Origin of the sequence: Actinomycetospora endophytica (genome assembly GCF_021026375.1) — a bacterium.
GTDB lineage: Bacteria > Actinomycetota > Actinomycetes > Mycobacteriales > Pseudonocardiaceae > Actinomycetospora > Actinomycetospora endophytica.
In genome coordinates, this window is the sequence record NZ_JAJNDB010000007.1 from 339899 (window position 1) to 363785 (window position 23887).

Genomic DNA, 23887 nt, shown 5'->3' on the forward strand with positions numbered 1-23887 from the left:
ACGCGGGGGCACGCGGCGGCGGGTCTCCCGAGGCCGGGCCGGGGCGTCCGCCCCGCCCGGCCAGAAGACCAGGAGGAATCCCCACCCATGGCGAACTCCGCCTCCCCGGCCGCCGTCGACACCGAGACCGGTGTCCACGAGACCACCGCGGTCCTCGACAACGGTGCCCTCGGCACCCGGACCGTCCGCTTCGAGTCCGGCCGCCTCGCCCGCCAGGCCGCCGGCGCCGTCGTCGCCTACCTCGACGAGGAGACGATGCTCCTCTCGGCGACGACCGCCTCGAAGCGCCCGAAGGACAACTTCGACTTCTTCCCGCTCACCGTCGACGTCGAGGAGCGGATGTACGCGGCCGGGCGCATCCCCGGCTCGTTCTTCCGCCGCGAGGGCCGCCCGTCGACCGACGCGATCCTGACCTGCCGGCTCATCGACCGCCCGCTGCGCCCGACCTTCGTGTCGAACCTGCGCAACGAGGTCCAGGTCGTCGTCACGGTGCAGAGCCTGCACCCGAACGACCCGTACGACGTGCTCGCGATCAACGCCGCGTCGGCCTCCACCCAGATCTCGGGCCTGCCGTTCGACGGCCCGGTCGGCGCCACCCGCATGGCGCTGATCGGTGACCAGTGGGTCGCCTTCCCGACCTGGGAGCAGCTCGAGGGCGCCGTGTTCGACATGGTGATCGCGGGCTCGATCACCGAGGACGGCTCCGACGTCGCGATCTCCATGGTCGAGGCCGAGGCCACCGACAAGGCGCTCGCGCTCGTCGCGGGCGGCGCGCCGGCGCCGACCGAGGAGGTCGTGGCGCAGGGCATGGAGGCCGCGAAGCCGTTCCTCCGCACGCTCTGCGAGGCGCAGAAGAACCTCTACACCTCGCTGGGCGTCACCACGAAGGACTACCCGACCTTCCCGCCCTACCAGGCCGACGTGCTCTCCGCCGTCACCTCCTCGGCGGGCGACGAGCTCGCCCGCACGCTGACCATCGCCGGCAAGCAGGAGCGCGACGACGCCCAGGACGCCCTCAAGGAGCGCCTGGTCACCGAGCTCGGGCCGAAGTTCGAGGGCCGCGAGAAGGAGATCGGCGAGGCCTTCCGCTCGCTGACCAAGTCGACGGTCCGCCAGAAGATCCTCTCCGACGGGTTCCGCATCGACGGCCGCGGCGTCACCGACATCCGGCCGCTGGCCGCCGAGGTCGAGGTCGTCCCGCGGGCGCACGGCTCGGCGCTGTTCGAGCGCGGCGAGACCCAGATCCTCGGCGTCACCACGCTGAACATGCTGCGCATGGAGCAGTCGATCGACTCCCTCACGCCGGAGACGACGAAGCGCTACATGCACCACTACAACTTCCCGCCGTTCTCCACCGGCGAGACCGGCCGCGTGGGCTCGCCCAAGCGCCGCGAGATCGGCCACGGTGCGCTGGCCGAGCGGGCGCTGGTCCCGGTGCTGCCCACCCGCGAGGAGTTCCCCTACGCGATCCGGCAGGTCTCGGAGGCGCTCGGCTCCAACGGCTCCACGTCGATGGGGTCGGTCTGCGCCTCGACGATGTCGCTGTTCAACGCGGGGGTGCCGCTCAAGGCGCCGGTCGCGGGCATCGCGATGGGCCTGGTCTCGGGCGAGGTCGACGGCAAGGAGACGTTCGTCGCGCTGACGGACATCCTCGGCGCCGAGGACGCGTTCGGGGACATGGACTTCAAGGTCGCCGGCACCAAGGATCTGGTCACCGCGCTGCAGCTGGACACCAAGCTCGACGGGATCCCGTCCGAGGTCCTGGCCAAGGCGCTGACGCAGGCCAAGGGCGCCCGGCTCGCGATCCTCGACGTGATGGCCGAGGCCATCGACTCGCCCGACGAGATGAGCGACTACGCGCCGCGCATCACCACGGTGAAGGTGCCGGTCGACAAGATCGGCGAGGTCATTGGGCCGAAGGGCAAGATGATCAACTCGATCACCGAGGAGACCGGCGCCGACATCTCCATCGAGGACGACGGCACGATCTACGTCGGTGCCGCGGACGGGCCCAGCGCCCAGGCCGCGGTCGACAAGATCAACGCCATCGCCAACCCGCAGATGCCGAAGATCGGCGAGCGCTACCTGGGCACCGTGGTCAAGACCGCGGCGTTCGGCGCCTTCGTCTCGCTGGTGCCGGGCCGCGACGGCCTGGTCCACATCTCGAAGCTCGGCGGCGGGAAGCGGATCGGCAAGGTCGAGGACGTCGTGAACGTCGGCGACAAGCTCCGCGTGGAGATCACCGACATCGACAACCGCGGCAAGATCAGCCTCGTGCCGGTCAAGGAGGACGACGCGGCGGAGGCCTCGAGCGACGGCGACGCCCCCGAGGGCACCGGGGCCGAGGGCGCGGACGCGCCCCCGGCCGAGGACGCCCCGACCGGCGCCATCACCGGCGCGATCGGCGGAGGTCGCTCCTGACCTCCACGGCACGACCGGCCATCGGAGACACGGGTCAGGGCTCGCCCCTCGTCACCGAGCACCCGGCCCCCGGGGTGGCACGCACCGTGCTGCCCGGGGGGCTCCGGGTGGTGACCGAGCACGTCGCCGGGGCGCGGTCGGCGTCGGTCGGCCTGTGGGTCGACGTCGGCTCCCGCGACGAGCCCGGGTTCGACCCGGCATCGCGGGGCGCCGCCCACTTCCTCGAACACCTGCTGTTCAAGGGGACCCGGCGCCGGTCGGCGCAGCAGATCGCGGAGGAGATCGACGCGGTCGGTGGTGACCTGAACGCGTTCACCACCAAGGAGCACACCTGCTTCTACGCGCACGTGCTCGACAGCGACATGCCGCTCGCGGTCGACGTCGTGTGCGACGTGGTGCTCGACGGCGTCATGGCACCCGAGGACGTCGCGCTCGAGCGGGACGTCGTGCTCTCCGAGATCGCCGGTCGCGACGACGACCCCGAGGACCTGCTCGCCGACGACTTCGACGACCTGCTGCTCGGCGACCACCCCCTGGGCGGTCCGGTGGTGGGCTCCGAGGAGTCGGTCGCCGAGATGACCCCGGACGTCCTGGCCCGGTTCCACGCCGCGCACTACGTGCCGTCCCGGTCGGTCCTCGCGGTCGCCGGCAACGTCACCCACGCCGCGGTGCTCGACGCCGTGACGGCCGGGTTCGGCGACCGGCTCACGCTCGGCGACGGCTCGTGGACGCGGCCGGGTGGCGTGGTCCGGCCGCAGGTGCCCGCCGACCGGCTCGCCGTCCGGGAGGACGACACCGAGCAGGCCCACCTGATGCTCGGGGTGCCGTCGGTCCGGCGCAGCGACCCGCGCTGGGAGGCCCAGCTCGTGCTGTCGACCGTCCTCGGCGGCGGCACCAGCTCCCGGCTGTTCCAGGAGGTCCGCGAGCGCCGCGGCCTGGCGTACTCGGTCTACTCCTCGACCGCCGGCTACTCCGATCTCGGCGTGCTCTCGGTGTACGTCGGGTGCGCGCCGGAGCGGCTCGGCACGGCCGCCGGGGTGCTGCGGACCCAGCTCGCCGACCTCGCCCGCGGCGGGGTCACCGAGGCCGAGCTCGCCCGCGCCCGCGGCCAGTTGCGCGGCGAGTACGTGCTCGGTCTCGAGGACACCTCCTCCCGGATGAGCTGGTTGGGTCGTCGGGAGCTGGACGGCCGCGACAGCTCGCTGGACCTCGCCGACTCCCTCGCCCGGATCGACGCGGTGACCCGGTCCGACGTCGCCGAACTGGCCGCCGACCTGTTCGCCACGCCGGTGTCGGCGGCCGTGGTCGGGCCCTACGCTGACGCGGACGATCTCCCCGACGAGCTGCGTGAGGTAGCCGGATGAGTGACCCCCTGATCGACGACGAGCCGGTGCGCGTCGGCGTGCTCGGGGCCCGTGGTCGCATGGGTGGCGAGGTGTGCCGCGCCGTCGAGGGCGCGGAGGACCTGGACCTGGTGGCCATGGTCGACGAGGGCGACTGGCTGTTCTCGCTCGCCGACGCCGACACCCAGGTCGCGGTGGACTTCACCCACCCCTCGTCCGTCGCCGAGAACATCCGGTTCTGCATCGACCAGAACATCCACTGCGTCGTCGGGACCAGCGGCATCACGCCGGAGCTCCTGGAGACGGTCCGGGGCTGGCTCGAGCCCAAGCCCGAGCTCGGCGTCATGGTGGTGCCGAACTTCGGGATCGGCGCGGTGCTCTCGATGCGGTTCGCGGCGCAGGCGGCGAAGTTCTTCGACTCGGTCGAGATCGTCGAGCTGCACCACCCGAACAAGGCCGACGCCCCGTCCGGGACGGCCACCCGCACCGCGCAGATGATCTCCGAGGTCCGGGAGTCGGCGGGTCTGGGTCCGAGCCCGGACGCCACGACGCACGACCCGGACCATGCCCGCGGCGCCGTCGTCGACGGGGTGCACGTGCACGCGGTCCGCATGACGGGCCTCGTCGCGCATCAGCAGGTGATGCTCGGGACGGCGGGGGAGACGCTGGTGATCCGGCACGACTCGCTCGACCGCGCGTCGTTCATGCCCGGCGTGCTGCTCGCCGTGCGCAACGTGGTGTCGCGCCCCGGTCTGACGGTGGGCCTGGAGTCGGTGCTCGACCTGGACTAGCTCGACCTGGACCAGCTCGACCTGGACCAGCTCGACCTGGACCAGCGGGCCGCTCTACAGCAGCGGCAGCCCGAGGTCGTCCGCGCTCGGCTCCGGGGCGAACTCGAGGCCCAGCGGCCCGCCCAGGCGCACCTCGCGCAGCGGCCGCCCGCCCGCGTCGAGGGTGCGCACCGTCCCGTCGGGCTCCCACCCGGCGCGCCGGTAGAACGCCCGCGACGACGCGTCGCGCTCGGGCACCCAGGTGATCCCGCGGGGCCCGCCGCCGGAGCGCAGCGCCTCGGCCGCCGTCACCAGCAGCCGTCCGCCGTGCCCACGCCGTCCCCACCGGGGCGACACCAGCAGCGTCGCGACCAGCCCGACCTGCGCCGCGTCGTCCGGGACCTCGCCCACCGCATCGGCCACGTCGTCCTGCGGCGCCGGGCCCGCGAGGCAGAACCCGACGACCTCCGTGCCCTCGGTCGCCACCCAGAGCCCCGGTGCGCCTGCCGCGCGCTCCCAGGCCGCGGTCACCGCCTCGTCGTCGAACCCCTGGGTGAGCCCGGCCGGCAGGAAGTCCGCCCAGGCGGTCGTCCAGACGTCGCGCTGCACGGCGGTGACGGCCGCCGCGTCGTCGGGAGTGGCGGGACGGACGAGGGCGATCGCCATGGCGCGAGGGTGGCACGAGGGCTGTCGTCCGTGTCACCCGGGCAGGGCGGGAAACGGTCATTCCACACGTTCCCGACGACGATGTCGGTCGGGTCCGGCAGGATGCCGCCGGACCGGAGAGTCGACGCCACCCGAGGAGCCCAGTTGTCCGTCACCGACGAACTCGTCGCCGCCAACGAGTCCTTCGCCCGCTCGTTCTCCGGGGGCGGGCTGCCCGGTCCGCCGTCGCGCCACGTCGCCGTCGTCGCCTGCATGGACGCCCGCCTCGACGTCTACCGCGTCCTCGGCCTCGCCGACGGTGAGGCACACGTGATCCGCAACGCCGGCGGGGTCGTCACCGACGACGTGCTGCGCTCGCTGACGATCAGCCAGCGCAAGCTGAAGACCACCGAGGTCGTGCTGGTGCACCACACCAAGTGCGGCATGGCGACCTTCGCCGACGACGACTTCGTGGCCGAGCTCGAGTCCGAGTGCGGCGAGCGTCCGGTGTGGGCGCCCGGCGCCTTCGCCGACACGGCCCAGGACGTGCGGGACTCACTGGCGGCGGTGCGCTCGAGCCCGTTCCTGCTGCACACCGACGCGGTCCGCGGGTTCGTCTACGACGTCGACGCCGGCACGCTCACCGAGGTGGGCTGAGGCCGCCGCCGGCCCGGCTCGGCCGGGCCTCAGGCCGGGCGCGGCCGGGCCTCAGGCCGGTCGCGGCAACGGCAGGGCGGGCGGCTCGTCGTCGGCGAGGCGCACCTTGGCGGACGCCGGGTGCTCGACGAGCGCCAGCACCCGGGAGGACATGAAGCGCGCGGTGCGCACCGGGGTGCCGCCGCGCGTCACCTCGCTGACCTCGACGACGCCGCGCCCGTGCGCGATCTCCACCCGACGACCCGCCCGGGTCGCCTCCACGTCCCAGCTGCGCGTGGTGCCACCGGCGTCCACGACGATCTCGACACGGTCCCCGATCATGGGTACTCCTTCACTGTTCTCCCTGGTCAACGCCGGTGTGAGGGCCTCGATTCCCGTCGTTGTCAGGGGTGGCTGGCACGATCACCGGCGTGGCAGGGGCTCCGGAGCGGATGGGCGCGGCGGTCGCGCGGCGGGCGGCGCTGGCCGCTCAGGGACTGGATGCGCCGGCTAGGGGATCGACCCCGGACCGGGGCGCGCTCAAGCGGCTCGTCCGGCGGCTCGGACTGCTGCAGCTGGACTCGGTGAACGTGGCCGTGCGGGCGCACTACGCGCCGCCGTTCGCCCGGCTCGGGCCGTACGACCGGGACGCGCTCGACGCGCTGGCCTGGCCGCTGACCGGGGCCGACCGGCGGCGTCGGGCATTCGTGGAGTTCTGGGCGCACGAGGCGAGCCTGCTGCCGGTCGAGGACTGGCCGCTGCTGCGCTGGCGGATGCGGGACAACGCCGCGCGCACCAGCCGGTGGCTCGGCAACGCGCTGGACAACCGGCCGGACGTCCTCGACGCGGTGCACGACGCGATCGCCGCGCACGGCCCGCTCGAGGCCCGCGAGGTCGAGCAGGTGCTCGGCGACGGCGGCGAGCGCCGGGCCCGCGCGCACGGCGGCTGGTGGCACCGCTCGGACGTCAAGGTCGCGTGCGAGCACCTGTTCGCCACCGGGGTCCTGACGACGGGGACCCGGCGCGGCTTCCGTCGCGCCTACGCGGTGACCGAGGACGTGCTGCCGGCCGACGTGCTCGCGCGCGACCCGGACCGCGGCGAGGCGATGCGCGAGCTCACGCGCAAGGCCGCCGTCGCGTTGGGCGTGGCGACCGAGCCGGACCTGCGCGACCACTACCGTCTCCCGCCCGCGGAGAGTCGCGCCGCGGTGGCCGAGCTCGTCGACGCGGGAGAGCTGACCCCGGTCGAGGTCAAGGGCTGGGACGCGCCCGCCTACCGCGCGGCGGGGGCGCGGGTGCCGCGGAAGGTGACCGGACGCGCGCTGCTGGCCCCGTTCGACCCGCTGGTGTGGTTCCGCCCCCGCACCGAGCGGATCTTCGACTTCACCTACCGCATCGGCATCTACACCCCCGCCGAGCAGCGCACCCACGGCTACTACGTCTTCCCGTTCCTGCTCGACGGGCAGCTGGTCGGCCGCGTCGACCTCAAGACCGACCGGGCGGCCGGGGTGCTGCGCGTGCCGGGGGCGTTCGCCGAGCCGGAGTGCGTCGAGCGCGGCGCCGACGAGGACCACGTGGCGATCGAGATGGCCGGCGCGCTGTGGGAGATGGCGGCGTGGCTCGGGGTGGACGACGTCGTGGTCGAGGGCGGCCCGCTCGCGCCGGCCCTCTCGCGGGCGCTGGCGTACCCCGAGGCCGGCTGAACGCGTCACGCGTCGACGAGGGGCACGTCGAGCAAGCTCGAGGCGCTCGGCGGATGCCTGACGTGCTCCTGATCAGCGGCGCCGGCGAAGGCTCACCCCGTCGACGACGAGTGGATGAACCGCACCCCGGGCGGCAGCGCGCCGGTGCGTGAGGTCCGCGCGAGCACGGCGAGCAGGGTCTCCCGGAACGCCTCGGCGGCGCGGGTCGGCGCGACGTCGGTGCGGTGCGCGAGCGCGATCGTGCGATGCGTCCAGCCGGAGCCGTCGAGGCGCGTGGTGCGCAGTCCGGGGCGCCCGGCCAGCACGAGGCTCGGGACGATCGCCACGCCCAGCCCGCGCTCGACCATCCGGAGCACCGCGTCCATCTCGCCGCCCTCGACGGCGATCCGCGGGGTCACGCCCGCCGCGGCACAGGCGGAGAGGACCACCTCGCGCAGCTCGTAGCCGGGCCGGTTGACCACCAGCGGGTGGCGGGCGAGCTCGACGATGCCGGCGTGGTCGCCCAGGGCCTCGTCGAGACCGACCTGGCCGCCGGTCGCGGAGACGGCGACGAGCTCCTCGCGCAGCACCGGGGTGAGTCGCAGGGTGGAGTCCCCCGATCCCGACGTGGCACCACGGGTGGGCCCCGCACCGGCCGCCGCCGCGACCCCCCGGTTCTGCTGGTGGATGACCAGCGCCAGGTCGAGCTGGCCGTCCTCGAGGTCGGCCACCAGATCCTGGGACCCGCCCTCGCTGATCTGCAGCGAGATGCCCGGGTAGCTGGCGTGGAAGACGGCCAGGACGTCCGCGACGACCCCGACGCACAGGCTCGGCGTCGCGCCCACCCGCAGCCGCCCGCGGCGCAGCCCGGCGAGCTCGGCGATCTCCAGGCGGGCGGTCTCGACGTCGGCCACGATGCGCCGCGCCAGCGGCAGCAACGTCTCACCCGCCGCTGTGAGTGTGACGTGATCCCGACCCCGTGTGAACAGGGTCTCGCCGAGATCATCTTCGAGTGCCTGGATCTGCCGGCTCAGCGTCGGTTGCGCGATCCGTACCTCGCCCGCTGCCTGCACGAACCGTCCCGAGTCCGCGACCGCCAGGAAGTAGACGAGCTGTTTGAGGGTCACGCCGATAGCTTAAGAGCATCGTCCGACCGAGTTGCATGCATTGGCCGTCGGCGTGTTCACCGGCCTAGCGTGTCGCCCGTGGTCCTGACCCAGCGCAACATCGTCACGAGGACGTGGGGATCGTCCGTCGGCAAGAAGTCCGTCATGGCCGTGACGGGCGTGATCTTCTTGCTGTTCGTCATCACCCACATGATCGGCAACCTGAAGATCTTCTTTGGCCAGGAGACCTTCGACGCGTACTCCGAGCACCTGCGGACCCTCGGGGCAGAGATCTTCGGCTACGGCGGGGTCCTGTGGATCATCCGCGTCGTGCTGATCGCCTCGGTGCTGCTCCACATGGCCGCCGCGTTCTCGCTCTGGTACCGCGCCAAGCGGGCCCGTCCGGTCGGCTACCAGCACCGCAGCCCCCAGGGCAGCTACGCCGCCCGGACCATGCGCTGGGGCGGGGTGATCATCCTGTTGTTCGTGATCTGGCACATCCTCGACCTGACCACGGGCACGGTGAACCCGGATCCGGCCGGCGGCGCCTACGAGAAGCTCGTCGCGAGCTTCGACCGGCCCGTCGTGGCGATCTTCTACATCGTCGCGATGGTCGCGCTGAGCTTCCACATCAGTCACGGCCTCTGGTCGGCCGTCCAGACCCTGGGCGGCAACAGCGCCGTCCGCCAGCACTCTCTGAAGGCGTTCTCGGTGACCGTCGGGGTCGTCATCGCCGTCGGCTTCGCGATCATTCCGCTGTCCGTCATGTTCGGCCTGGTGAGGTGAGGAATGTCTGAGCTGCAGCAGGAACCCACGGCCACGCAGGGCGAGGGCCGCTACGCGCTCGGCGAGCCGATCGCCGACGACCGGTCGCCCGACAGCCCGATCGGTGACCGCTGGGACGACCGGAAGTTCTCCGCGCGCCTGGTGAACCCGGCGAACCGTCGCAAGATGAGCGTCATCGTCGTCGGGACCGGTCTGGCCGGTGGCGCCGCCGCCGCGACGCTCGGCGAGGCGGGCTACCACGTCAAGTCGTTCTGCTTCCAGGACACGCCCCGGCGCGCGCACTCCATCGCCGCGCAGGGCGGCATCAACGCCGCGAAGAACTACCGCAACGACGGCGACTCGGTGCACCGCCTGTTCTACGACACCGTCAAGGGCGGCGACTTCCGGTCGCGCGAGTCGAACGTGCACCGGCTCGCCGAGAACAGCCTGAACATCATCGACCAGTGCGTCGCGCAGGGCGTGCCGTTCGCCCGCGAGTACTCGGGCCTGCTCGACACCCGCTCGTTCGGCGGCACGCAGGTCTCGCGGACGTTCTACGCGCGGGGCCAGACGGGGCAGCAACTGCTGCTCGGCGCCTACTCGGCCCTCGAGCGCCAGGTCGCGGCCGGCACCGTCGAGATGCACCCGCGCACCGAGATGCTCGACCTCATCGTGGTCGACGGGCGGGCCCGCGGGATCGTCACCCGCAACGTCCTGACCGGCGAGATCGAGACGTACACCGCCGACACCGTCGTGCTCTGCACCGGCGGCTACGGCAACGTCTACTACCTCTCGACCAACGCCAAGGGCTCCAACGTCACCGCTGCCTGGCGGGCGCACCGGCGGGGCGCGCTGTTTGCGAACCCCTGCTACACCCAGATCCACCCGACCTGCATCCCGGTCAGCGGCGACTACCAGTCGAAGCTGACCCTGATGTCGGAGTCGCTGCGCAACGACGGCCGCGTCTGGGTCCCGAAGGAGCGCGGCGATCAGCGCCCGCCCAACGAGATCCCCGAGGACGAGCGGGACTACTACCTCGAGCGCCAGTACCCGGCGTTCGGCAACCTGGTCCCGCGCGACATCGCCTCGCGCGCCGCGAAGAACATGTGCGACGCCGAGTACGGCGTCGGGCCCGGCGGGCTCGGCGTGTACCTGGACTTCTCCGACGCGATCGAGCGTCTGGGGCGCCACGCCGTCGAGGCCAAGTACGGGAACCTCTTCGAGATGTACCAGCGCATCACCGGGGACGATCCGTACCAGGTCCCGATGCGCATCTACCCCGCGATCCATTACACGATGGGCGGGCTCTGGGTCGACTACGACCTCCGCTCGACCATCCCGGGCCTGTTCGTGGGCGGCGAGGCCAACTTCTCCGACCACGGCGCCAACCGGCTCGGCGCGTCCGCGCTGATGCAGGGGCTCTCGGACGGCTACTTCATCCTCCCGACGACGGTGGCCGATTACCTCGCCGACGCCCCCTTCGAGCCGGTGGGAGACGACCACCCGGCCGTGGTCGAGGCGGTGGAGTCGACCCGGGAGCGCATCGACAAGCTGCTCTCGGCCAACGGCAACCGCACCGTCGACTCGTTCCACCGCGAGCTGGGCCAGCTCGTCTGGGACCAGTGCGGCATGGCCCGCAGCAAGGAGGGTCTGGAGAAGGCCCTCGACCGGATCCCGTCGCTGCGCGAGGAGTTCTGGCGCGACGTCAAGATCGTCGGGACCGGGGACGGCCTCAACCAGTCGCTGGAGAAGGCCGGCCGCGTGGCCGACTTCATGGAGCTCGCGGAGCTCATGTGCCTCGACGCGCTGCACCGCGAGGAGTCGTGCGGCGGCCACTTCCGCGTCGAGCACCAGACCGAGGACGGCGAGGCGGCGCGGGACGACGAGAACTTCTCGTACGTCGCGGCGTGGGAGTGGGGCGGTGACGGCCATGGCGGCAGGCCGACCCTGCACAAGGAGGACCTCGACTTCTCCTACGTCCACCCGAGCCAGCGCAGCTACAAGTAGGAGGGCATCAGACGATGAAGCTCACCCTGCGGGTGTGGCGTCAGAAGAACGCCGACACCAAGGGCAAGATGGTCAAGTACCACCTCGACGACGTCGACGAGGACATGTCGTTCCTCGAGATGCTCGACGTGCTGAACGAGAAGCTGACCCTCGACGACGAGGACCCGGTCTCGTTCGACCACGACTGCCGCGAGGGCATCTGCGGCTCGTGCGCGATGGTCATCAACGGGGTCCCGCACGGCCCGCAGAAGAACACCACGACGTGCCAGCTGCACATGCGGCACTTCTCCGACGGCGACACCATCGACGTCGAGCCGTGGCGGGCGCGGGCGTTCCCGGTGATCAAGGACCTGGTGACCGACCGGTCGGCGTTCGACCAGATCATCCAGTCCGGCGGCTACGTCAGTGTCAACACCGGATCGGCGCCGGACGCCCACGCGACGCCGGTGGACAAGGTCTCCGCCGACGACGCCTTCGACGCCGCGACCTGCATCGGCTGCGGCGCCTGCGTGGCGGCGTGCCCGAACGGCAGCTCGATGCTGTTCACCGCCGCCAAGGTCACCCATCTCGGCCTGCTCCCGCAGGGGCAGCCGGAGCGGGCGACCCGCGCGATCAACATGCTCGCCAAGCAGGACGAGCTCGACTTCGGCGGGTGCACCAACGTCGGTGCGTGCGCCGAGGTGTGTCCCAAGGGCATCCCGCTGGCGTCGATCTCGCGGCTCAACCACGACGTGCTGGGCGCGACCCTGTCCGGGGCCCGCGCGGACTAGCGCTGCTCCGCGGACCTCGCTCCGAACGCACGAACGGCTCGTTCGTCACCTTCGAAGGTGACGAACGAGCCGTTCGTGGCTTTGGGGGGTGCCACCGGGGCCGGGTGCCGGCGCCGGCCGGGTGGTTACGACGACGAGGCCGTGCTCACCCGGGCGTTGCCCGCCGCGGCCCGCCCGCGGATGCGCAGCGGGACCACCGTCTCGGTCGTGGTGCCCTCGGGGCGGCTGCTGCTCACCGGCAGGTCCGACGAGGCCGAGCCCGCGGCCGAGCGCAGGTCGACCGAGGCGTCGACCCCGGAGTGCACCCCGACCCGCACCGAGCCCGCGCCCGTCGAGAGGTCCAGGTCGCCCGCGGAGGCGTCCCGGACGGTGACGTCACCGCTGCCGGCCCGCACCGCGAGGTCCGCGGCGACCCGGGCGACCGCGACCGACCCGCTGCCGGTCACGACCTCGGTCGAGGCGAGGACCTCGTCGAGGGTGATGTCCCCGGCGCCGCCCTTGACCTTCAGGACGCCGCCGACCCGGCCGACGGAGACGTCCCCGGCCCCGCAGCGGATCGCACTGCGGGCGGTGAGCTCCGAGACGCTGACGCTGCCGGTGGTCCCGATCTCCACCGCACCCGGGCGCCCGGCGACGTCGACGGGCGCGGCTCCGGCGCGCACCGCCACCCCGGACCCCGCCGGGGCGTGCACGGTCACCGCGAGCGGGACGGCCCGCAGCGCCACCTCGCGGGGGCCGCGGACGGACAGCCGCCCGTCGGCGAGGGTGATCTCGACGGCGTCGACCGCGCGTCGGGCCCGCTCCTCGGGGTCCTCCCCGGGCCGGACGCCGAGCCCGGCCATGGCGCCGAGGTCGAACCCGAAGCGCCGTTCGAGCCCGCCCGCGGCGTCCACCAGGCCCGCGAGTCCCCGGACCCAGCCGGGCGCCCCCTCGGGATCGGCGGTCACCTCGACGCGCAGCTCGGCGGGGGAGGCGTCGGTCGAGGTCTCCGGCCGCTGGTCCAACCGGACGTCGACCCGCCCGGCGTCGATCTCGACGACGACGTCGACCGGGCCCTCGACGTCGTGACGCTCGGTCCTGCTCGGCGCGCTCATCCGCGAACCCACCCCGACACGCCGGAGTCGCCCTCGTCGTCGTCACCCGACGACGACGGCCGGTTCCGCGGCTCGTCGTCGGAGCCCGGACCGTCCCAGCCGTGCTTGTCCCAACCGCGTCCGCGGCCCCGCCCGTGCCCCCACGAGTCGTGCAGGGCTCCCTGCACGGCCTGCGAGATCCACGAGTTGAGCGACATGCCCTGGGCGGCGGCGGCCTGCTCGGCCTGGCCCTTGATCTGGTCGACGAGCCGGAGGGTCATCCGGGAGATGTCGCCCATGTCGCCGGGTCCGGCGCTCGGCCGGCCGAACCCGGGGTGATCGAAGCCCGGGCGCCGGAACGCCCCGCCGGGCCCGACGAACGGGCTCGACGACGGCCCGGCGAAGAAGCCGCCCGCCGGCGCCTCCTCCTCGGCCGGCTCCTCGGCGGCGGAGCGGTCGACGACCACGTCGACCTCGCGGCCCCGGAGGCGCAGCGAGACGGAGTGGTCGTCGAGGGAGTCGGAGATCTCCGCGGCGAGGTCGGAGAGCGCGTTCATGAGGGCGAGGCGAACGGCGGGCTCGAGGGCCCCGGCCAGCGCGGTGCCGGCCCGGGCGGTCTGCTCGTCGCCCACCGACGCCGCGGCGGCGAGGTCGTCCCGCAGGGCGGTGACATAGGGCGTGAGGTCCATGGGCACCACAGTGACACCATTGCGACACCACGACAAGCGATTGGTGTCATGTCAGCGCTGGGCGAACACCGTCATGGTGTCACGCTGATGTCAGAAGTCGTCGGAGCTCTCGTGGTAGTCCTTGCCGCCGCTCGCCATCCGGCGCAGCGTGAACCGTCGGGAGAGCCGGATGGCGGGCCGGATCGCGAGCTGGGCCGAGCCGACCACGAAGAGCCACACCCCGACGTCCTTCGCGGACGACGGCACGCCCTCGAAGAAGAAGAACGACCCGACGAGGAACTCCACCGCGATCAGCGCGTCGTTGACGATGCTCGCCGTCTCGTAGCGGTCGCGGATGGTGATCACGCGCCCGGCGAGGGTCATCGTGATGTTCGGGTCGTCGGGGTCGTCGCTCACCGGCTTGGCCATGATCGGGTTGGTACCCCGGAGCGGGAGCGCCGGATCACCACGGACGAGCGGATACCGTGTCGGGCGTGGAGACCGTGGGACCGCAGGTGACGCTGATCGCGAAGACCGAGTTCCTGCCGCCGGCCGGGGTGCCGTGGGAGACGGACGCCGACGGGGGGCAGGCGCTCGCCGAGTTCGCGGGGCGGGCCTGCTATCAGTCGTGGACCAAGCCGAACCCGGCGACGGCGTCGAACGCCGGCTACCTGCGCCACATCCTCGAGGTCGGGCACCTTTCCGTGCTCGAGCACGGGAGCGTGAGCTTCTACCTCACCGGGATGTCGCGCAGCCTCACCCACGAGCTGATCCGCCACCGCCACTTCTCCTACTCGCAGCTCTCGCAGCGCTACGTGCCCGAGCGCGACGCCGCGATGGTCGAGCCCGACGTGATCGCGGACGACCCCGAGCTGCACCAGCTCTTCACCGAGGCGGGCGAGGCCGCGCTGGCCTCCTACGAGAAGCTGCTCGCGGGCCTCGAGGAGCGCTTCGCCGACGAGCCCAACCGCACGCTGCGCCGCAAGCAGGCCCGGCAGGCGGCCCGCGCGGTGCTGCCGAACGCCACCGAGACCCGCATCGTCGTCACCGGCAACTACCGGGCGTGGCGGCACTTCATCGCCATGCGGGCCTCCGAGCACGCCGACGTGGAGATCCGCGACCTCGCGGTGATGTGCCTCGAGGCGCTGCAGGCCGAGGTGCCGAACGTGTTCGCCGACTTCGAGATCAGCGAGCTGCCGAGCGGCTCCCGGGTCGCGTCGAGCCCGTTCGTCGCCGAGGGGTGATCCGCGGGCTCAGCGGGTAGCAGGCATCCATGAGTGCTGTCCGGTCCGCCGCCGACGTGGCCGCCGCCGAGCGCAACGCCCTCGCCGACCTGTTCCTCGAGCGCGGGCCCGACGAACCGACGCTGTGCGGCGAGTGGACGACGAACGACCTGCTCGCCCACCTCGTCGTCCGGGAGCGTCGACCCGACGCGGCGCCCGGCATCATGATCCCCCCGTTGGCCTTCTGGACCGAGCGCGTGCAGTCCCAGGCCGCGCGGCGCGATTTCGGGGCGAACGTCGCGCTGATCCGCAGCGGCCCGCCGTCGTGGAGCCCGATGGCGCTGCCGTTCCTGGCCGGCGTGGACGTCCAGGAGTACTTCATCCACCACGAGGACGTGCGGCGCGCGGTCGACGGCTGGTCGCCGCGGCCACCGGACCCGGACCGGGACGCCCTGCTGTGGCGCCAGCTCGGGATGCTCGGCCGGCTCGCGTTCCGCGCCGGCCCGGTGGGCGTGACGCTGCAGGCCCCGGACGGGCGCGAGCACGCGGTGAAGAGCGGCCCGCGCACCGTCACGATCGTCGGTGAGCCGGACGAGCTGGTGATGTTCGCCAGCGGGCGCGACGAGTGCGTCGTGGCCTGGCAGGGCGAACCGGCCGACGTCGCGAGCGTGCAGGCCACCGACCGGGGGCTCTAGGTCGCCCACGGCGGCCCCGAGTGCCCCGTCGGTGGCGTCGTGCCCCTCCACCATCACCCGCCCCATCGCACGAGCGGTACATTGACCATGGCATGAGTACGCCCGCCGATCGCACCTCGCCCCCTCAGGGGGTCGGTGCTCGACTCGCGCCCGGAGCGCGCTCTGCCGCTCGAGACATCCCCGCGGCCCACGACGGGTCGCACCCGTGGGCGAGCGCCCCGCGACACGAGGTCGTGCCGGGCGACGCCCTGTGACCAGGAGGAACCCATTCCCAGCGAGAACCCCACCGGGGTGACCCGGTGAGCCGATCGACCGCACAGCGCCGCCGGGGCAACGGCGGCAACCAGAGCTCCCCGAACCAGGGTGAGCAGAGCAAGAACGGCGCCGACCCCGGGCACGAGAAGCACGACTGCGGGCAGGGCTCCGGCGTGCCGACCCAGTCGGTGCCGCAGACCTCCGGCGCCGTCGCCGACGTCCCGCCGAAGCCGCTCGCCGAGGGCGCGCTGCGCGTCGTGGCGCTCGGCGGCGTCGGCGAGGTCGGCCGGAACATGACCGTGTTCGAGTACGGCGGGCGGCTGCTCGTCGTCGACTGCGGTGTGCTCTTCCCGAGCGAGGAGTCGCCCGGCGTCGACCTCATCCTGCCGGACTTCCGGACCATCGAGGACCGGCTCGACGACATCGACGCCCTGGTGCTCACCCACGGGCACGAGGACCACATCGGCGCGGTGCCGTTCCTGCTGCGCCAGAAGCCGGACCTGCTCGTCGTCGGGTCCCGGTTCACGCTCGCCCTGGTCGAGGCGAAGTGCAAGGAGCACCGCCTCACCCCGCACCTGCTCGAGGTCCGCGAGGGCGAGCGCAACCACATCGGGACGTTCGACCTCGAGTTCTTCGCGGTCAACCACTCCATCCCCGACGCCCTCGCCGTCGCCGTCCGCACGCCCGGCGGCACGGTGCTGCACACCGGGGACATCAAGCTCGACCAGCTCCCGCTCGACGGCCGCCTCACCGACCTGGCCGGGTTCTCCCGGCTCGGCGACGAGGGCGTGGACCTGCTGCTCGTCGACTCGACGAACGCCGAGGTCCCGGGCTTCGTGACCCCGGAGCGCGACATCGCGCCGGTGATCGACGACGTGTTCCGCCGGGCCCCGAGCCGGCTGATCGTCGCCTGCTTCGCCAGCCACGTACACCGCGTCCAGCAGGTGCTCAACGCGGCGCAGAAGCACAAGCGCAAGGTCTGTTTCACCGGCCGCTCGATGGTCCGGAACATGGGGATAGCGGCCGACCTGGGCCTGCTCGACATCCCCGAGGGGCTGCTCGTCGACCTCGACGACGCGCTGCAGATGCCGGAGAAGGATGTCGTGCTGGTCTCGACCGGCTCGCAGGGTGAGCCGCTCTCGGCGCTCGGCCGCATGGCCCGCGGTGACCACCGGCAGATCACGATCACCCCGGGCGACACGGTCGTCCTGCTCTCGTCGCTGATCCCCGGCAACGAGACCGCGGTCTTCGCCGTGATCAACGGCCTGACCCGGCTCGGCGCCGAGGTGGTCCACTCCGGCGTCGCGAAGGTCCACGTCTCGGGGCACGCGAGCGCCGGGGAACTGCTGTTCCTCTACAACGCGCTCCGCCCGCGCAACGTCATGCCGGTGCACGGCGAGTGGCGCCACCTGCGCGCCAACGCCGAGATCGCGAAGCGCGTCGGCATCCCGGCGAAGAACGTCGTCATCGCCGAGGACGGCGTCGTCGTGGACGTCGTCGAGAAGCAGGCCGCGATCGCCGGGCGCGTCGAGGTCGGGCACGTCTACGTGGACGGCAACCAGGTCGGCGACGTCGGCGAGACGACGCTGTCCGACCGGCTGGTGCTCGGCGAGGGCGGCTTCATCGCGATCACGGTGGCCGTCGAGGCGGCGACCGGACGCGCGGTGGCGCCCCCGCGGATCTCCGGACGGGGGTTCTCCGACGACCCGAAGGCACTCGAGAACGTCGTCTCCCTGGTGGAGATGGAGCTCGCGCGCACCGAGGCCGAGGGGATCACCGACACCCACCGCATCGCACAGGCGGTCCGCCGGGTGGTCGGCAAGTGGGTCGGCGAGACCTACCGCCGCCGGCCGATGATCGTCCCGACGGTGCTGCCGGTATAGGGCGAAGCCCATGTGAGTGGATGTGGTCGCCATGACGACCACATTCGTTCACATGGCGCGGAGCGCCTTCTCCAGATACTGGCGCACCGGGGGCCAGAGCTCGGGGAGCACGAGGTCGACCTGCTCGAGGCGGTACCAGGCGACCTGCAGGCTCACCGCGACCTCGCCGACCGGCGGCTCGGTGACCGGGCGGGCCGCGACGTAGGTCGTCGCGATCCCGTCGACCACCATCCGGCCGAGCTGGCGGCCGGCCCGGATGCGCACCCGGGTCTCCTCCTCGCAGCCGCGCTCGGCGGTGGCCCCCGGCGTCTCGCGCGGTTCGGGGCGTCCGCCGGGCAGCACCGCGGGCGGGGTCTCGCCGGGGCGGTGGACCAGCAGCAGGCCGGGCCCGGCGGTCACGACCGCCAGCACGAGGTGGTTCTCCCGGCTCACGGCGTCTGCTTACCACGCTCGTCGCGACCGGAGCGGGTCGCCGGACCGGGAACCGACGCGTGATCGACTCCCGAGTGAGGGAGGTGGGTGGGGACCGAACGGTCCGTCACGGTCGTCGCGATCATGGACCGTCGGACGGTGTCAGGAGGTCGACGGCGAGGGTGAGCCGCTCGCCGTCGTCGTCGGGGGAGAGCCGTCCGGCGCGGGCTAGGGTCGCGAGCCCGTGCAGGGTGGCCCACCCGAGCTCGGCGTACCGGCCCGGGTCACCCGTCGTCGTGGGGGCCAGCGTGTCGCGCAGGACCGCGAAGCCCTCCAGCAGCGGGCCCGGGGTGTCGTCGCGGGCGAACGGCAGCGCGGCCAGGTCGAACATCGCCGTGTACGTGGCCGGGTGCTGCGCGGCGAAGTCCAGGTAGGTGGTGGCCAGCGCGGCGACGGCGGGGCGGCGCCCCGGGCCGGCACCGGTGACCGCGGCGCGCAGCGTCGTCGCGAGCTCGGCGAAGCCCTCGACGGCGACCGCCGCGACGATCGCGTCCTTGCCGCCGGGGAAGTGGCCGTAGAGCACGGGCTGCGAGTACTCGATCCGGTCCGCGAGCCGCCGGGTGGTCACCGCGTCCCAGCCCTGGTCCTCGGCGAGCTCGCGGGCGGCGGCGACGATCCGGCCGTGCCGGTCGGCGCGCTCCCGTTCCTTGCGGTCCTGGGTCGTCACGGTGTCGACTCTAGCAGTGCTAGAAATTCAAGCGACGTTCGTCTAGCGTCGGCAGTCGAACTAGCAGTGCTAGAACTCGAGGAGGCGTCATGGACGTGCTTGGTGTCGTCACGGTGGTGGCGGTGGGACTGCTCGTCGGGGTCGAGCTCGCGGTGGCGGTGTTCGTCAACCCGATGTTCGACCGCCTGCCCGGGGACGCCGGGCTCGCTGCCCGCAGCGACGGGGCTCGGGTGCTCGGGCGGGTCATGCCGTTCTGGTACGTCGGATCGGTCGTGCTGGGCGTCGCGTGGCTCGTGCTGGCGTGGGGCGGTCCGGTGACCGTCCCCGTCGTCGTGGCGATGGCGCTGCTGGTGGTGGCGGTCATCGCGTCGGTCACGCTGCTGGTGCCGATCAACGACCGCGTGAAGACCTGGAGCGCCGGGAACGCACCGACCGACTGGCGCGCCCAGGTGGGTCGCTGGGACCGCCTGCACTACGGCCGGGTCGCCCTGCTGGTCGCGGCGTTCGCGCTGGTGGCGGTCGGGCTGCTCGCGGCGTGAGGGCAGACTGTGCCGGTGCTGGCCGCGACCCGGATCTCCCAGGTGAGCTCGCCGACGGTGCTGCTCGCGGTGCTCTACCCGGTGGTGGGCGCGCTCGCGGCCGGGTGGCCCGGCGTCGGGTGGTCGCTGGTCGGGATGGTGTTCACGGTCGCGATCCCGGCGGCGATCGTGGACGTCGGGGTGCGGCGGGGCCGCTACACCGACCACCACCTGTCCCGGCGCGAGCAGCGGGCGGTGCCGCTGGGACTGTCGGCGGCCTCGGTGCTCGTCGGGCTGGCGGTGCTGGGGTTCGCGGGCGCGCCGCGGGCGATCGTCGCGCTGCAGGTGGCCGTGCTCGTGACGGTGCTCGTGGTGACGGCCGTGACGCTGGCGTGGAAGGTCAGCCTGCACGTCGCGGTGGTCGGGGCGGCGGCCTGCGTGCTGACGCTGCTCGGCGGCGGATGGTGGGCGCTGTCCTGGCTCGCGGTGCCGGTGGTGGCCTGGGCGCGGTTGCGGCTGACCGCGCACACGGTCGCGCAGGTCGTCGTCGGGTGCGTCCTCGGGGCGGGCGTCACGGGGGCCGTGCTGCTGATCGCGGGCGTAGCGTCCCTGCCGTGACGAGCGCGACCACCTGGGACCCGGACCTCTACCTCGACTTCGACGACCTCCGCTCACGGCCGTTCGCGGACCTGCTCGCACGGATCGGGGCGCACGACCCGGTCCACGTGGTCGACGCCGGGTGCGGGCCGGGGCACCTCACCCGGGTGCTGGCGGCCCGGTGGCCGGACGCCCGGGTGAGCGCGTTCGACTCGTCGCCGGACATGGTCGCCGCGGCACGCGGTCGCGGGGTCGACGCGGTGCAGGCGGACGTCGGGACGTGGACGCCGGCCGACGACGTCGACGTCATCGTCACGAACGCCGTCCTGCAGTGGGTGCCGGGGCACCGCGACCTGCTGCGGCGCTGGGTCGGGGCGCTGCCGGCCGGGGGCTGGTTCGCCATGCAGGTGCCCGGCAACTTCACCGCGCCGTCGCACGTCCTGGCCCGGGAGGTGGCCGACCGGTTCGGCGTGCCGCTGCGCGACGCCGCCACGGTGGCCGAGCCGGCCGACTACGCCGACGACATCGCCGCGGCCGGGGCGAGCGCGGTGGACGTGTGGGAGACGACCTATCTGCAGCGCCTCACCGGGGAGGACCCGGTGCTGCACTGGATCTCCGGCACCGCGCTGCGCCCGGTCCGCGACGCACTCTCCGACGCCGACTACGCGGCCTACACCGCCGAGCTCGCCCCCCGGCTGCGCGAGGCCTACCCGCAACGCGCCGACGGCTCCACCTGGTTCCCGTTCCGTCGGATCTTCTGCGTAGGTGCGCTGACGCGCTCGTGAGCACTAATTGACGCTATAGCCTCACTTTCTGCTCACATGCGCGAAGCGCACCTGCTGGGCGCGTGTGGCTCCCGTGACGCGTGCCGTCTCCCGTTTACGGTGAGACGCATGGCCCGAACCGACACCTCCGCGCGCAGTCGACCCCTCACCCGGGGCCGCACACCGCAGCGCACCGTGGAGTCGGCTCAGCCGGCGCCGCGCTCCCGGTCGGGAACGGGCCGGGGCGGATCGGGTCGCCGGGCACCGGCCACGGGGAGGGCCCCGGCCAAGCGCCGGACTCCCGCGCGCAAGCCGGCGCGTCGAGGTCCCGGCCCGATCGTCCGCGGTCTGCAGGGCGTCTGGACGCTGACCGCCCGCGGGCTCGGCTCGCTGGCGCGCACCGTCGGCCGCGGCCGTGACATCGACGCCGCCCACCGCCGGGACGGGATCGCGCTCGCGCTGGTGATCCTCTCGCTGGTCACCGCGGCGGGGCTGTGGCTGCACGCCGGCGGGCCGGTCGGGTGGGGGATCGAGGTCGCGTTCCGGACGGTGCTGGGCTCGGTGGCCCTCGCCGTGCCGGTGATCCTGCTCGGGGTCGCCGTCCTGCTCCTGCGCACCGATCCGGACCCGGAGACCCGTCCCCGCTCCGTCGTCGGGGCGCTGCTGCTGGGCCTCGGCGTGCTCGGGGTCTGGCACCTGTCCGTGGGTGCCCCTCCGACGCTGGCCGGTCGCCAGGCCGGCGGCGGCGTGGTCGGCGCCGTGATCGCCGACCCGATCACCGCGGGCGTCACGGTGTGGCTCGCGATGCCCGTCCTCGTCCTCGTGGCGGCGTTCGGCCTGCTCGTGCTCACCGGGACCCCGGTCCGCGACGTCCCGCGCCGGGTGCGCTGCCTGATCACCGGGGAGCCCTTCGACGACGAGTACGACGACGAGTGGGGCGGGGTCGACGACATCGAGGGGGAGGCCCCCGAGGCCGACGCCGAGACCACCGCGCTGCGCCGCCCCCGCCGCAAGAAGGGCGCCGACGCCGAGGCCGCGAGCGAGCCGGACCTGGACGATGCCGCCGGGCACCCCGCCCGTCACCGGGACGGCCAGGCGCCCGCGGCCGAGGAGGCGCCCGCCGACACCCCGGCCGACGAGCCCGCCCCGCCGAAGGCGAAGCGCCGCAAGAAGGTGCCGGCGGCCGAGATCCCGGAGACGCCGCCCGTCGTCGACCCCCCGGACTCGGAGACCGACCCGCAGGCCGCGACGTCCTTCAGCTCGCACCGCGAGGTCCCGGAGGGCGCCGACGGCGAGGTCGTCTACCACCTGCCGCCGCCGGACCTGCTCACCGCGGGCGAGCCGCCGAAGGCCCGCAGCGCCGCGAACGACGCCATGATCGAGGCGATCACCGGCGTGCTGGAGCAGTTCAAGGTCGACGCCCAGGTCACCGGCTTCGTGCGCGGCCCGACGGTCACCCGCTACGAGGTCGAGCTCGGCCACGGGGTGAAGGTCGAGAAGATCACCCAGCTGCACCGGAACCTGTCCTACGCGGCGGCGACCGAGAACGTCCGGCTGCTCGCGCCGATCCCCGGCAAGTCCGCCGTCGGCATCGAGGTGCCCAACACCGACCGCGAGATGGTGCGCCTCGCCGACGTCCTGACCAGTGGCACCGCCCGCCGCGAGACCCACCCCATGGTCATCGGGCTGGGCAAGGACATCGAGGGCCAGATGGTGCTGGCCAACCTCGCGAAGATGCCGCACCTGCTGGTCGCCGGGTCCACGGGTTCCGGTAAGTCGAGCTTCGTCAACTCGATGCTGGTCTCGCTGCTCGCCCGGGCCACCCCGGACGAGGTCCGGATGATCCTCATCGACCCCAAGATGGTCGAGCTGACGCCCTACGAGGGCATCCCGCACCTGATCACGCCGATCATCACCTCGCCGAAGAAGGCCGCCACCGCGCTGCAGTGGCTGGTCGAGGAGATGGAGCAGCGCTACGCGGACATGCAGGCCAACCGCGTGCGGCACATCGACGTGTTCAACGAGAAGGTGCGCTCGGGCGAGATCACCGCGCCGCCCGGCTCCGAGCGGGTCTACCGGCCCTACCCGTACATCATGGCGATCGTCGACGAGCTCGCCGACCTCATGATGACCGCCCCGCGCGACGTCGAGGACGCGATCGTGCGGATCACGCAGAAGGCCCGCGCGGCCGGCATCCACCTGGTGCTCGCGACGCAGCGGCCGAGCGTCGACGTCGTCACCGGCCTGATCAAGACCAACGTGCCGTCGCGGCTCGCGTTCGCCACCAGCTCGCTCACCGACAGCCGCGTCATCCTCGACCAGCCCGGCGCCGAGAAGCTCATCGGTATGGGCGACGCGCTCTTCCTGCCGATGGGCGCCGGCAAGACGAACCGGCTGCAGGGCGCCTTCGTCGGCGACGACGAGATCTCGGCGATGGTCGACTTCTGCAAGGAGCAGGCCGAGCCCGACTACGACGACTCGGTGACCACCGAGGCCGCGGGCGAGAAGAAGGAGATCGACCCGGACATCGGGGACGACCTCGAGGTGCTCCTGCAGGCGGCCGAGCTGATCGTCACCAGCCAGTTCGGGTCGACCTCGATGCTGCAGCGCAAGCTGCGGGTCGGGTTCGCGAAGGCCGGGCGGCTCATGGACCTGCTCGAGACCCGCGGGGTGGTCGGGCCGAGCGAGGGCTCGAAGGCCCGCGACGTGCTGTTCAAGCCGGACGAGCTCGCCGATCTCATGGCCTCGCTGCGCGGCGAGCCCGCCCCGAGCAGCGCCTCCGACGCCGGCGGCGGAGTCCCTGAGGCCGACGACGACCCCGATGGTGGCTATCCGGAGTAACCCGCCTGATCGGGTCCGCGTGTCCCTCCGGCGCGCCCGGGGTGCTCTGCGAGGCTGCGCCGCACATCCCATGGACGAGGGGAGCGG

Annotated in this window: 23 protein-coding genes; 15 read left to right on the forward strand and 8 right to left on the reverse strand. The window is 72.9% G+C overall.

The features are described 5' to 3' along the window. Positions 1-87: 87 nt before the first annotated feature. The 3 genes from LQ327_RS27940 to dapB all read left to right on the forward strand — a co-directional run bounded on the left by LQ327_RS27940 (position 88) and on the right by dapB (position 4555). On the forward strand, positions 88-2421 hold the full coding sequence (locus LQ327_RS27940; RefSeq protein ID WP_230739081.1) for a polyribonucleotide nucleotidyltransferase: 2334 nt from the start codon (positions 88-90) through the stop codon (positions 2419-2421). A 74-nt stretch (positions 2422-2495) separates the two neighbouring features. Further along, on the forward strand, positions 2496-3785 hold the full coding sequence (locus LQ327_RS27945; RefSeq protein WP_230739082.1) for a M16 family metallopeptidase: 1290 nt from the start codon (positions 2496-2498) through the stop codon (positions 3783-3785). Next, complete coding sequence (gene dapB, locus LQ327_RS27950) at positions 3782-4555, forward strand: 4-hydroxy-tetrahydrodipicolinate reductase (RefSeq protein WP_230739083.1); 774 nt, start codon at positions 3782-3784, stop codon at positions 4553-4555. Before LQ327_RS27945 ends, dapB begins: the two co-directional genes overlap by 4 nt. A gap of 54 nt (positions 4556-4609) precedes the next feature. On the opposite strand, the gene LQ327_RS27955 is transcribed toward dapB, so the two are convergent. Then, positions 4610-5200 carry a GNAT family N-acetyltransferase gene (locus LQ327_RS27955; protein ID WP_230739084.1) on the reverse strand — a complete coding sequence of 197 codons (591 nt, stop codon included), beginning with the start codon at positions 5198-5200 and terminating at the stop codon, positions 4610-4612. A gap of 144 nt (positions 5201-5344) precedes the next feature. Between LQ327_RS27955 and LQ327_RS27960 the strand changes: the two genes are divergently transcribed. Further along, positions 5345-5836 (forward strand): beta-class carbonic anhydrase, encoded by a 492-nt coding sequence (locus tag LQ327_RS27960; RefSeq protein WP_230739085.1) that lies wholly within the window; start codon positions 5345-5347, stop codon positions 5834-5836. A gap of 51 nt (positions 5837-5887) precedes the next feature. Here LQ327_RS27960 and LQ327_RS27965 read toward each other — a convergent pair whose 3' ends face one another. Then, complete coding sequence (locus tag LQ327_RS27965) at positions 5888-6157, reverse strand: DUF8836 family protein (RefSeq protein WP_230739086.1); 270 nt, start codon at positions 6155-6157, stop codon at positions 5888-5890. Between the two features lie 110 nt (positions 6158-6267). On the opposite strand from LQ327_RS27965, the gene LQ327_RS27970 reads away from it, so the two are divergent. Continuing rightward, positions 6268-7518 carry a winged helix-turn-helix domain-containing protein gene (locus tag LQ327_RS27970; RefSeq protein ID WP_230739290.1) on the forward strand — a complete coding sequence of 417 codons (1251 nt, stop codon included), beginning with the start codon at positions 6268-6270 and terminating at the stop codon, positions 7516-7518. Positions 7519-7610: 92 nt separating this feature from the next. Here the strand turns inward: LQ327_RS27970 and LQ327_RS27975 are convergent, their stop codons facing one another. Beyond that, positions 7611-8624 (reverse strand): LysR family transcriptional regulator, encoded by a 1014-nt coding sequence (locus LQ327_RS27975; RefSeq protein WP_230739087.1) that lies wholly within the window; start codon positions 8622-8624, stop codon positions 7611-7613. A gap of 78 nt (positions 8625-8702) precedes the next feature. Here LQ327_RS27975 and LQ327_RS27980 point away from each other — a divergent pair, with 78 nt between their 5' ends. From LQ327_RS27980 to LQ327_RS27990, 3 genes are read left to right on the forward strand one after another with little or no spacing between them, the layout of a single operon-like run. Beyond that, positions 8703-9389 carry a succinate dehydrogenase cytochrome b subunit gene (locus LQ327_RS27980; protein ID WP_230739088.1) on the forward strand — a complete coding sequence of 229 codons (687 nt, stop codon included), beginning with the start codon at positions 8703-8705 and terminating at the stop codon, positions 9387-9389. A gap of 3 nt (positions 9390-9392) precedes the next feature. Beyond that, entirely contained in the window at positions 9393-11375 is a 1983-nt protein-coding gene (locus LQ327_RS27985) for a fumarate reductase/succinate dehydrogenase flavoprotein subunit (protein WP_230739089.1), read from the forward strand. A gap of 14 nt (positions 11376-11389) precedes the next feature. Beyond that, positions 11390-12145: a succinate dehydrogenase/fumarate reductase iron-sulfur subunit gene (locus tag LQ327_RS27990; RefSeq protein ID WP_230739090.1), complete on the forward strand. Its 756-nt coding sequence runs from the start codon at positions 11390-11392 to the stop codon at positions 12143-12145. A 125-nt stretch (positions 12146-12270) separates the two neighbouring features. Here LQ327_RS27990 and LQ327_RS27995 read toward each other — a convergent pair whose 3' ends face one another. The 3 genes from LQ327_RS27995 to LQ327_RS28005 form a co-directional block, all read right to left on the reverse strand. After that, positions 12271-13239, reverse strand: a complete 969-nt coding sequence (locus LQ327_RS27995) for a DUF4097 family beta strand repeat-containing protein (RefSeq protein WP_230739091.1) — start codon at positions 13237-13239, stop codon at positions 12271-12273. Further along, positions 13236-13907 (reverse strand): toxin-antitoxin system HicB family antitoxin, encoded by a 672-nt coding sequence (locus LQ327_RS28000; RefSeq protein ID WP_230739092.1) that lies wholly within the window; start codon positions 13905-13907, stop codon positions 13236-13238. Before LQ327_RS28000 ends, LQ327_RS27995 begins: the two co-directional genes overlap by 4 nt. Positions 13908-13997: 90 nt before the next feature. After that, positions 13998-14315, reverse strand: a complete 318-nt coding sequence (locus LQ327_RS28005; protein WP_230739094.1) for a YrhK family protein — start codon at positions 14313-14315, stop codon at positions 13998-14000. Between the two features lie 65 nt (positions 14316-14380). On the opposite strand from LQ327_RS28005, the gene thyX reads away from it, so the two are divergent. The 3 genes from thyX to LQ327_RS28020 all read left to right on the forward strand — a co-directional run bounded on the left by thyX (position 14381) and on the right by LQ327_RS28020 (position 17942). Next, a complete protein-coding gene (gene thyX / locus LQ327_RS28010) occupies positions 14381-15130 on the forward strand; it encodes an FAD-dependent thymidylate synthase (protein WP_230739095.1) in 750 nt (249 codons plus the stop codon). Positions 15131-15159: 29 nt separating this feature from the next. Continuing rightward, on the forward strand, positions 15160-15804 hold the full coding sequence (locus LQ327_RS28015) for a TIGR03085 family metal-binding protein (RefSeq protein ID WP_230739097.1): 645 nt from the start codon (positions 15160-15162) through the stop codon (positions 15802-15804). 443 nt (positions 15805-16247) lie between these two features. Beyond that, the gene (locus tag LQ327_RS28020) at positions 16248-17942 is read left to right on the forward strand and encodes a ribonuclease J (protein WP_230739292.1); all 1695 of its coding nucleotides are present in this window, start codon (positions 16248-16250) and stop codon (positions 17940-17942) included. 48 nt (positions 17943-17990) lie between these two features. On the opposite strand, the gene LQ327_RS28025 is transcribed toward LQ327_RS28020, so the two are convergent. Together LQ327_RS28025 and LQ327_RS28030 are read right to left on the reverse strand one after the other, a co-directional pair. Then, on the reverse strand, positions 17991-18374 hold the full coding sequence (locus tag LQ327_RS28025; protein ID WP_230739100.1) for an NUDIX hydrolase: 384 nt from the start codon (positions 18372-18374) through the stop codon (positions 17991-17993). A 121-nt stretch (positions 18375-18495) separates the two neighbouring features. Further along, a complete protein-coding gene (locus LQ327_RS28030) occupies positions 18496-19080 on the reverse strand; it encodes a TetR/AcrR family transcriptional regulator (protein ID WP_230739102.1) in 585 nt (194 codons plus the stop codon). Between the two features lie 89 nt (positions 19081-19169). Between LQ327_RS28030 and LQ327_RS28035 the strand changes: the two genes are divergently transcribed. The 4 genes from LQ327_RS28035 (at position 19170) to LQ327_RS28050 (ending at position 23800) form a co-directional block, all read left to right on the forward strand. Further along, a complete protein-coding gene (locus LQ327_RS28035; RefSeq protein ID WP_230739104.1) occupies positions 19170-19619 on the forward strand; it encodes an anthrone oxygenase family protein in 450 nt (149 codons plus the stop codon). Positions 19620-19634: 15 nt separating this feature from the next. Beyond that, positions 19635-20216 carry a phosphatase PAP2 family protein gene (locus LQ327_RS28040; RefSeq protein ID WP_230739107.1) on the forward strand — a complete coding sequence of 194 codons (582 nt, stop codon included), beginning with the start codon at positions 19635-19637 and terminating at the stop codon, positions 20214-20216. Continuing rightward, complete coding sequence (locus LQ327_RS28045) at positions 20213-20980, forward strand: trans-aconitate 2-methyltransferase (RefSeq protein ID WP_230739109.1); 768 nt, start codon at positions 20213-20215, stop codon at positions 20978-20980. The genes LQ327_RS28040 and LQ327_RS28045 overlap by 4 nt, the downstream gene beginning before the upstream one ends. 108 nt (positions 20981-21088) lie before the next feature. After that, entirely contained in the window at positions 21089-23800 is a 2712-nt protein-coding gene (locus tag LQ327_RS28050; RefSeq protein WP_230739111.1) for a DNA translocase FtsK, read from the forward strand. Positions 23801-23887: the final 87 nt, after the last annotated feature.

Bases quoted from the DNA above. Each gene is read 5' to 3' on its own strand.
- LQ327_RS27940 (WP_230739081.1), top strand. From the start codon at position 88: ATGGCGAACTCCGCCTCCCCGGCCGCCGTCGACACCGAGACCGGTGTC.
- dapB (WP_230739083.1), top strand. From the start codon at position 3,782: ATGAGTGACCCCCTGATCGACGACGAGCCGGTGCGCGTCGGCGTGCTC.
- LQ327_RS27955 (WP_230739084.1), bottom strand. From the start codon at position 5,200: ATGGCGATCGCCCTCGTCCGTCCCGCCACTCCCGACGACGCGGCGGCC.
- LQ327_RS27965 (WP_230739086.1), bottom strand. From the start codon at position 6,157: ATGATCGGGGACCGTGTCGAGATCGTCGTGGACGCCGGTGGCACCACG.
- LQ327_RS27970 (WP_230739290.1), top strand. From the start codon at position 6,268: ATGGGCGCGGCGGTCGCGCGGCGGGCGGCGCTGGCCGCTCAGGGACTG.
- LQ327_RS27985 (WP_230739089.1), top strand. From the start codon at position 9,393: ATGTCTGAGCTGCAGCAGGAACCCACGGCCACGCAGGGCGAGGGCCGC.
- LQ327_RS27990 (WP_230739090.1), top strand. From the start codon at position 11,390: ATGAAGCTCACCCTGCGGGTGTGGCGTCAGAAGAACGCCGACACCAAG.
- LQ327_RS27995 (WP_230739091.1), bottom strand. From the start codon at position 13,239: ATGAGCGCGCCGAGCAGGACCGAGCGTCACGACGTCGAGGGCCCGGTC.
- LQ327_RS28000 (WP_230739092.1), bottom strand. From the start codon at position 13,907: ATGGACCTCACGCCCTATGTCACCGCCCTGCGGGACGACCTCGCCGCC.
- LQ327_RS28005 (WP_230739094.1), bottom strand. From the start codon at position 14,315: ATGGCCAAGCCGGTGAGCGACGACCCCGACGACCCGAACATCACGATG.
- LQ327_RS28015 (WP_230739097.1), top strand. From the start codon at position 15,160: ATGAGTGCTGTCCGGTCCGCCGCCGACGTGGCCGCCGCCGAGCGCAAC.
- LQ327_RS28035 (WP_230739104.1), top strand. From the start codon at position 19,170: ATGGACGTGCTTGGTGTCGTCACGGTGGTGGCGGTGGGACTGCTCGTC.
- LQ327_RS28050 (WP_230739111.1), top strand. From the start codon at position 21,089: ATGGCCCGAACCGACACCTCCGCGCGCAGTCGACCCCTCACCCGGGGC.